The sequence below is a fragment of the Calyptranema fuscum S582 genome, assembly GCF_055793305.1.
Genome location: NZ_JBSLYH010000029.1, coordinates 93626 through 102883, shown reverse-complemented (window position 1 = coordinate 102883; position 9258 = coordinate 93626). Strand labels below are relative to the sequence as shown.

Below are 9258 nucleotides of genomic sequence, written 5' to 3'. Positions count from 1 at the left end.
CTAAATTGAAAACTGGAGTGTTCTCACCGAGAAAACTCCAGTTCTCAACATACTAAATCAGGGTTAATCGCAAGCTTTGGCGTCAGCGTTGACCTGCACTTTTAGGCAGACACGGCTTCAGCAGCAGGATACACACTGATTTTCTTGCGGGTTTTTCCTTTGCGCTCAAACGTGACAACGCCATCTACCAACGCGAACAGGGTATCGTCAGAGCCACGACCAACGTTGGCACCTGGATGATATTTTGTGCCCCGCTGACGGACAAGAATATTTCCAGCCTTGACAACTTGACCCCCATAACGCTTGACTCCTAAGCGTTGGGCATTAGAGTCGCGTCCGTTACGAGTACTACCAGTTCCTTTCTTATGAGCCATAATTCCCTCTGCGTTACCTTAACTTCGTCTTACGTCAGACCCGTACATTTGATTAGATCCGATCGATCAAAATTTACGGCGATTAGAATGCCTGATGTTAGTCTTCGGCATCATCCGCGCTGTCAGCAACAACGACCGCTTCAGCCGTTTGAGTCTCACTACTAGACGCGATCGTTTTTCCATTTAGGCTAATGGAATTAATCATCAATCGGGTCAATTCTTGACGGTGCCCTTGCTTCTTGCGGGTTTTCTTTTTCGGACGCATCTTATAGACAATAATCTTGCGTCCACGCAGATGTCTTAATACGGTTGCCTGTATTAATGCACCTTCAACTAAGGGCTGCCCAATAGAAAACTCACCTTCGTTTTCTACAAACAAAATCTGATCGATGGTGACGTCTTCACTCTCTTCGACTGCGAGCCGCTCAACGTCGTAAAAGCGACCGGGTTCGACGCGGAGCTGTTTGCCACCTGTTTCGATAATTGCGTAAGCCATTTTTTCACCTTAAATTAAGCCGTACAGGTAGCTGACTGATCCAAATTGAAGCGTCAACTTTGTTAAAAGGGACCTGATCCGAGCCAGTAAACAATCAAACATTCATTCTCCTTAATTTAGGAATCGAATGTCAAGCCCTGAATTTGAAGGTATCAATGTACTGGATAAGACCGTCAACCCTATCAGCGCACATTCAGATTTTTTGTGGCGTGGGCGACGCCCGCGCCACAAAAAATCATTACCTTTTTAGGACTACCAGAACTGCTATATAACGAAGCTGGTGGTTTCACCCTGTGCCGCTTGCCAGCTGCGAGCATCGTAATATAAGTCTTCTAGAGAAATGCTATAGAGCGCTTCTTTTAATTTTTGATTGAGCCGATTCCACAATGTATAGGTTACCCAATCTCCTGCTTGATCGGCGTTGGGAACATGGTGTGGCAAGGGTTCAATGGTTTCGCCAACTGCCTCTAAAATTTCTCCAAGAAATATTTGAGCGGGCGATCGCGCCAGTTGATAACCGCCCTGTGCCCCTCGACTCGATATCACCAATCCGGCGCGGCGCATCTCAATCAATAACTTCTCTAAGTAAGGCGGAGGCAGGTCTTGTCGGTGGGCAATAGTCTTGACAGACGCTGGTCCATATCCCGGTTGCAAACTTAAATCTAGCAGTGCTTTTACGCTATAGTGCCCGCGAGTTGTTAGCTTCATCGATCGCGATTCCCCTGTGATCACCCTGAACGGATAGCATTCTAGAGCGTGTTTTAAAACCCGCTAAGAGGGTTGTTTTTTCGTAGCGTTGGGGCATAAAAAAGAACGTTCTGGACGGGCGATAAAAGCATTTCTCCAGATCATTTATCAACTGTACAGGATGATCCAAAAAACAAATGGATTTAGGTTAATTTCGCGAACATGGAAGTCTGGAATAGACAATGCGTTTTCTCAGCCTATTTAAGATACTTGCAAAATAGACAACTATAACGCCAGAGTATTTAGAAAAAGTAGAGTCTATGATTGGACGAGATTTTGCATCTGGAACAGAGTTTCTATCGCCGGATGCCATTGGTTCGATCGCTTTAATTTTTTGGACAACACTCCCAATAGATGGCATCTCTGGATCATGGATTGCCCAGTCACGGTTGCTGGATCGGATGCAAATTGACTCAAAATTGTTGTTTAGATGCTTCTGTAGCAGAGCTGAACCCCTGCTGGATAACGGACAAAGACTGATAAAGTCCGCTAGACTTCTGGTGATCTAGCCCATCAGTTAATAATCTCTCAGTCAGGATATGATCGCAGACTAAACTTCGTTTAAAACGATGCGATCCATAACACTAGTACACATTGTATAAAGAAGATACTTGAAAAAGAACTCCCTTCGCTAGAAAATTATTTTTTCGTCAATCCTATAAGCCTAAGATCATATATTTCTCAAAACAAACATCAATCGATTAAAAAGATTGAACCTTATACGAAATCTGCGAAAAGATAGAAATTATCCGTGTAATATATTTGAATGAGCTGCCATAGAGTTGGAGGTTTTACTTTTCTTCTAACTCTCGGCTGTATTGAGTTGATGAAGAACTTATTTCGATTGATTCAGAGTTGAGTTAATGACTAAGAAGAAAAAAATTGAGCCTTTGACCGGCGAACTACTCTTGGCTAAGGTTAAGGAGTTAGAGCACCTCAGTAAAGAGGATAAAGCGAAAGAATGCGGCTACTACACTGTGACCAAAAATGGTGTAGAGCGCGTCAATATGATGAAGTTTCTCAATGCACTGATTGATGCAAATGAGATTCAGCTAGATGGCAAACAATCTAGCAATGGACGAGGCGGACGGAGTGCTAGTTATCGCATTACAGTTCAGTCAAATGGGAATTTGCTGATTGGTTCTGCCTATACAAAGCAAATGGATTTACATCCAGGAGATGAATTTGAGATTTCGCTGGGTCGGAAGCACATTCGACTCAAGCAGATTGATGCTGAATAACTTTCTTCAGTAAAACTTTTCTCTGGATCTCTATCGCCAGCAAAAGAGGTGACTTGCCAAAAGCAAGTTCTCTCTATAGCAATTTCACCACTGCTCTATTGCGGGTGGTAGCATTTTTTGAGATAGAGCGATCGCCATTGGCGATCGCTCTATTTTCATAGGCTTCTCTCATCGGCTCTTCAGGTGGCGATGATATCTCTTCGGTTTTAATTAATCCACAATCTTGCGGATCACAAATTCGTTAACCTGTCATTCATTGTGAGAGAGCGATGGCGAAGCCATCGCTCTCTCACAATGAACTGGATTTTATTCAATCGACGATCCTCCGTCGAGTGACACATTGAGACGAGACAAATGGATCAGGCTCAGGGTTTTGCGGGGCAAACTTATCGTTTCAATGTGTCAGCAATTTACCAACTGACTGGGGCAATGCTGCTATACAATATCCGACGGCTTGATGAATTGAGATCACTCAACCGCAATCCTATTGTTCTCTATAAAACTTTTCGGTTTATTTTTTTCTAATTGGTATCAAAAGTAAACCTTATCATAGTACCGGATTGCTTTAGAGTGAGAATAGTTAACCATAACTCCTTTAATGACTCAAAAGGTAATCTCTATGCACCTGAGTGAAGTCACCCATCCCAACCAGTTGCATGGTCTATCAATCCATCAACTTAAACAGATTGCCCGCCAGATTCGAGAGAAGCATTTGCAGACTGTCGCCGCTACTGGTGGTCATCTGGGGCCCGGATTGGGTGTTGTAGAATTGACCCTGGCTCTCTATCAAACTCTTGATCTCGATCACGACAAGGTGATATGGGACGTAGGGCACCAGGCTTATCCTCATAAAATGGTGACTGGGCGCTATAACAACTTTCATACGTTACGTCAGAAAGACGGTATAGCTGGTTATTTGAAGCGATGCGAAAGCAAATTTGACCATTTTGGCGCAGGTCACGCATCCACTAGCATCTCTGCGGGGTTGGGGATGGCTTTGGCGCGAGACCTTAAAGGTGAAAAGTTTAAAGTTGCTGCGGTAATTGGGGATGGTGCTCTGACCGGAGGGATGGCTCTGGAAGCCATTAACCATGCCGGACATTTGCCCAAGACCAATTTGTTAGTGGTTTTGAACGACAATGAAATGTCGATTTCGCCCAACGTTGGTGCTATTCCACGCTATCTCAACAAGATTCGGCTCAGTCCTCCCATGCAATTTTTGACCGATAACCTGGAGGAGCAGTTTAAGAATTTACCTTTTGTAGGAGAGACGTTAACCCCTGAGCTGAGCCGGATTAAGGAAGGCATGAAGCGTCTGGCGGTACCCAAGGTTGGGGCTGTGTTTGAAGAACTGGGCTTTACCTATATGGGACCCGTCGATGGTCACAATTTGGAAGAGTTGATTGCAACCTTCCAGCTTGCCCACAAACATGCGGGACCTGTGCTGGTGCATGTGGCAACGGTGAAAGGCAAAGGATATGCGATCGCCGAACAAGATCAGGTGGGATATCATGCCCAATCTCCGTTTAACCTGACCACCGGAAAAGCTATCCCCGCCAGCAAGCCCAAACCTCCGTCTTACTCCAAGGTATTTGCCGATACACTGATTAAACTGGCAGAAAACAATCCTAAAATCGTCGGGATTACGGCTGCAATGGCGACGGGTACCGGGTTAGATAAACTGCAAGCCAAATTGCCCAAGCAATATATTGATGTGGGTATTGCAGAACAACATGCCGTAACCCTGGCAGCAGGCCTCGCCAGCGAGGGAATACGTCCGGTTGTCACCATCTATTCCACTTTCTTGCAACGAGCATACGACCAGATCGTTCATGATGTCTGCATTCAAAATCTACCCGTCTTCTTTTGCATGGATAGGGCAGGCATTGTTGGGGCAGATGGTCCTACCCATCAAGGGATGTATGACATTTCCTATCTACGTTGCATTCCGAATATGGTGTTGATGGCACCCAAAGATGAAGCGGAACTGCAACGGATGTTGGTCACCGGGATCGAATATACTGACGGTCCGATCGCCATGCGCTATCCACGGGGCAATGGTCATGGTGTGCCTCTGATGGAAGAAGGCTGGGAAGCCTTGCCCATCGGGAAAGCTGAAATTTTACGCCAGGGCGATGACGTATTGATCTTGGGCTACGGCACCATGGTCTATTCGGCAATGCAAACGGCTGAAATTCTCAGTGAGCACGGCATTGAAGCAACTGTTGTGAATGCTCGGTTTGCCAAACCGATCGATACTGAGCTAATTGCACCATTGGCACAACGGATTGGTCGAGTAGTAACAATGGAAGAAGGCTGTCTGCCCGGTGGGTTTGGGTCTGCGATCGCAGAATCATTACTCGATTTGGGTGTGGTTGTACCCGTCCAGCGCATCGGCGTGCCCGATATCCTGGTCGATCATGCAAAACCAGAAGAGTCGTTTGTCTCGCTAGGTCTGACGCCATCCCAGATTGCCGATCAAATTCGTCAGCGTTATGGCTCCGTTTTGCAACCCTCTGTGGTCAGCTAAACCGAATCGATAAAGCTGCCCTGCTTTTTGAGGGAGCGATCGCAGAACCATCGCTCTCTCAAAAAAACTGGATTTGAATTCATCATCCGGATGATAATGTGTTGAAAAGCGGCGCAGAGCGCCGCTTTTCAACACATTATCTTTTCTAACAGCATCGCCTAAGGCTATAGACTTGGAAAGGGCATGGCATCTTTGCTCCATGCCAAAAACCTAAACCCATAGCTATTTTTAATTGCTAAATGTTGTGTGCCGCGCTCCGCGCGGCACACAACAAAAAACTCTAACCCTATCAGGCGCAAAGCGCTGTAGGTCATTTCCCGACATGAAAATGCCAGCGATGTTTGGAAAATTTAGATTGGCACAGCCCGGTTTGAAACAATGCCCGTCGAGCCTGAGGCACCCAGGCAACCCCAAGCCACTACACCTGGGGTTGGGGTTCGTCATGCTTTTGATCTGGTTTTATCCGACCCTGGCGAGCATAGCGGAGCCTATCCCCCCACGGGTTGCACAAACCCAACCTCAGACCGCTGAAGAATGGCTCAATCAAGGGTTGCAATACATTCAGCAGGGGCAAATCCAGGGAGCGATCGCTGCGTTTCGCCGGTCGGCAGAGTTAAATCCGCAGTTGGCACCGGCTCATTACAATTTGGGGTTGGCTTTACGCCAGCAAGGCAATTTACAAGACGCCGCCGATGCCTTTTATCAGGCACTCCAGGCAGACCCCAGCTTTGCCCTGGCATACGCTAATTTGGGAGCGGCATTGTTAGAGGGAAATAATTTTGCGTTAGCAGAGCAATATCTGCAACGTTCGATTCAGCTGGATCCCAATTTGGGATTGGCGTATTACAACTTAGGCTTAGTCCAAAAGCAGCAAGGTAATGTGTCGCAGGCGATCGCGTCATTTCAACGAGCGACCCAACTCAGCCCGAATGCGCCCGAACCCCACTATTATTTAGGTGAAATTTACCTTCAACAGCGGCAGACCGATCAAGCTCTAGACGAGTTTCAAAGAGCGATCGCGATCGCACCCCAATACCCGGAAGCCCACTATAGTATCGGCTCGATTTTATATGAACGCAACGATTATGAGGGCGCGTTAGAAGCCTTTCGCCGGTCTGCTGAAGCCAATCCTAACTATGCCAATGCTTACTATGGAGCCGGATTAGCGTTCTTGCAACAGGGTAAATATGACGATGCCGAGCAAGTGCTAGAGTATGCAAGAGATTTGTTTGCCAGTCAGGGCAACCCCCAATGGGCAGCGAGTGCCGAACAGCTTTTACAGCAAGCGCAGCAACGATAATCCTGACAGGGTTCGTTGTACATCTGCCCTGACTGCTCATTAGAAGTCTCATGAGAGTTGAAGATGAACACCGTTTTAATGCTGAAATAGGGGCATGACACTAAAGCGACGGGCATTCTTGCAGCAAACGGGCTTAGCACTGACCGCCCTTGGGTTCAGTGACTTGAGTTTGTCTGGGTTGACAGGTCGCTATCAGCACGCTTTGGCTCAGCCTAGTCGCCGCAAGCTGGCATTACTCGTAGGAATTAACCAATATCCCGAACAGGTCTGCGATTGCACAGTGTCGCGAGGAAATGCGTTGCAAGGCTGCCTCACAGATGTGGAGCTGCAACGGGAGCTGTTGATCGGTCGGTTTGGGTTTCAAGCAAGCGACATTTTGACCTTGACCGATCAGCAAGCCACTCGCTCAGCCATTGAATCAGCCTTTTTGTCACATCTCACGGCTCAAGCGCGTCCGGGAGATATCGTCTTATTTCACTTCAGCGGTTTTGGCAGTCAGTTTCAGCTCAGCGATACTCCCGATACCGTTGCCAATGGTCTGGTGCCAGTGGATGGGTTTTTGCCGACCGAAGATGCCCCCTTTATTCAAGATCTACCCGAAGAAACCTTAGGGTTATTGTTGCGATCGCTGTCAACCGAGCAAATCGTCACCGTTCTGGATGCCAGCTACTTACCTCCTGGAAACAAAGCCTTCCATAGCAATTTACGGATGCGCTCTCGTCCCAATCCTCCCAGCGGTCAACTGGCTGAAGCAGAACGAGTCTTTCAAGATACCCTGTTAATCCAGACTCAAACCACCAAAGCCCAAATCAATACCCAGTGGCAATCTGGGCAACTCCCTGGGCTGGTGCTTAAAGCCGCTAAAAGTAACCAGATTGCTGTCGAATGCCAATGGAGTGGATTTAGTGCCGGGTTATTTACTTACAACTTGACGCAGCAACTGTGGTGGGCAACACCAGCGACCACATTGCGGGTTAACCTCAGTCGCGCCAACAAAACTATCAACCAGATGATTGGGGTTGAGCAACAGCCTGATTTAAGTGGTCAGAAAGCGCGAGATCAGCATTTGTTGCCCTACTTCCTCACCCCTGAACCCTTGAGTGGAGCAGATGGGGTTGTCAAAAAGCTCGACGAAGATGGGCAGAGTGCTCAAATTTGGCTGGCAGGTTTACCAACGCCCGTGTTGGAACATTATGGCGTCAGCTCGATTGTGACCCTTTGCCCTACGCCATCAACCCTTGCCACCTCATCAACAGTCAGTTCAGGTGCTTCCGATGCCACGACTGGCACATTCCCGGACGATGCTGTTTTTCTGCAAGTTCGTTCTCGCGATGGGCTAACGGTCAAGGCGCGGCTGTGTTGCACCAGTCCTAAACCCAATGCCATTCAGGTCGGGCAACTGGTGCAAGAATTTACTCGCATCTTACCTCGCAATGTTGGGTTAATCATTGGGTTAGACACCAGTCTCGCCCGGATTGAGCGAGTCGATGCTACGAGTGCGTTTGCCGCAATTCCCAGAGTATCTGCTGTCATTGCCGGTGAGCAACCAACCGATTATCTATTTGGCAAAACTCAACCGCCCGTTCAATCGCTGGCAGTTTCTCTCTTACCCAACCCGACCGCATCTGACGAAACAGTGCCAGCGCTTGCACCCGTGCCACCCCCCAGCCATGACAGCTATGGGTTATTTAATTTAGGACGGACGGTGATTCCCGGCAGTTTGACCGCCGATAGCGAAGCTGTAAAAACAGCCATCAATCGCATTACCCCTAAACTACAAACCTTACTTGCCAATAAGTTGCTGAGGTTGACGGCTAACCAGGGGTCGTCTCGCCTGGGTGTGCGAGCAACGTTGGAAATGGTGGCACCGCAAGAACGAATTGTGGCGCAGCAGGAAACCATGCGAGCAGCTGAATTGCTACCTCAAGGTAAGTTAGCCGCTCTCTTTGTGGGGGATGGGACGTTACCGGCCTTACCGATTGGCAGTCGCATCCGGTATCGTCTGCAAAATTATAGCGATCGCCCGATTTATTTCATCTTGTTGGGCTTGGAAAGTAATGGCAATGCGATCGCCCTTCAACCTCCTGCCCAAACGGCAAATGAACCTTCAGAGGCTCAACCTTGGGGCATGATCGCGGCCGCAGATACCCTGATTATTCCTCAAACCCTAACTCCCTCAGAATGGACCATTCATCCTCCAGAGGGTTTAGTAGAAACGCATTTGATTTTTAGTGCTGCTCCGTTTGACGAAACGCTGGCTGTTTTGAGAGCCGCAACGTCACCGGCTGATAGTCTGTATCGATTGACTTCTTTGCTCAATCCGTTGGATGTGGCGCAATCCGTTTTACAAGATCTACATCACGCCAGTTCTAGCTTGAACCAGACAGAAATTCCTGCGGATACCTATAGCCTTAACGTTAATGCCTGGGCAACGCTCAGCTTTCAATACAAAGTCATCAGTAGTTAGCCAATTCTTTTCAAGCCCATATCTAGCGATCCAGATGGGTTATGAGAGGCACACCCCTGCGGGGCGCGTCTCTCACAACGGATCATTTTCACGAATCCAATGG

General features: G+C 47.8%; 7 protein-coding genes. 4 read left to right on the top strand and 3 right to left on the bottom strand.

All coding sequences use genetic code 11. The features are described 5' to 3' along the window. Window positions 1-101 precede the first annotated feature (101 nt). From rpmA to ACR6Z4_RS19360, 3 genes are all read right to left on the bottom strand, one after another. Window positions 102-374 carry a 50S ribosomal protein L27 gene (rpmA, locus tag ACR6Z4_RS19370; protein WP_479718953.1) on the bottom strand — a complete coding sequence of 91 codons (273 nt, stop codon included), beginning with the start codon at window positions 372-374 and terminating at the stop codon, window positions 102-104. A gap of 97 nt (window positions 375-471) precedes the next feature. After that, window positions 472-870 (bottom strand): 50S ribosomal protein L21, encoded by a 399-nt coding sequence (gene rplU, locus ACR6Z4_RS19365; RefSeq protein WP_479718952.1) that lies wholly within the window; start codon window positions 868-870, stop codon window positions 472-474. A 264-nt stretch (window positions 871-1134) separates the two neighbouring features. Beyond that, window positions 1135-1578 carry an Rrf2 family transcriptional regulator gene (locus tag ACR6Z4_RS19360; RefSeq protein ID WP_479718951.1) on the bottom strand — a complete coding sequence of 148 codons (444 nt, stop codon included), beginning with the start codon at window positions 1576-1578 and terminating at the stop codon, window positions 1135-1137. A 902-nt stretch (window positions 1579-2480) separates the two neighbouring features. Between ACR6Z4_RS19360 and ACR6Z4_RS19355 the strand changes: the two genes are divergently transcribed. The 4 genes from ACR6Z4_RS19355 to ACR6Z4_RS19340 all read left to right on the top strand — a co-directional run bounded on the left by ACR6Z4_RS19355 (window position 2481) and on the right by ACR6Z4_RS19340 (window position 9155). Beyond that, window positions 2481-2858: an AbrB family transcriptional regulator gene (locus ACR6Z4_RS19355; RefSeq protein ID WP_479718950.1), complete on the top strand. Its 378-nt coding sequence runs from the start codon at window positions 2481-2483 to the stop codon at window positions 2856-2858. Window positions 2859-3477: 619 nt separating this feature from the next. Next, window positions 3478-5388, top strand: coding sequence for a 1-deoxy-D-xylulose-5-phosphate synthase (dxs, locus tag ACR6Z4_RS19350; protein ID WP_479718957.1), 1911 nt, complete (start codon window positions 3478-3480; stop codon window positions 5386-5388). Window positions 5389-5830: 442 nt separating this feature from the next. After that, window positions 5831-6688, top strand: coding sequence for a tetratricopeptide repeat protein (locus ACR6Z4_RS19345; RefSeq protein WP_479718949.1), 858 nt, complete (start codon window positions 5831-5833; stop codon window positions 6686-6688). Window positions 6689-6782: 94 nt separating this feature from the next. Continuing rightward, window positions 6783-9155 (top strand): caspase family protein, encoded by a 2373-nt coding sequence (locus ACR6Z4_RS19340; RefSeq protein ID WP_479718948.1) that lies wholly within the window; start codon window positions 6783-6785, stop codon window positions 9153-9155. Window positions 9156-9258: the final 103 nt, after the last annotated feature.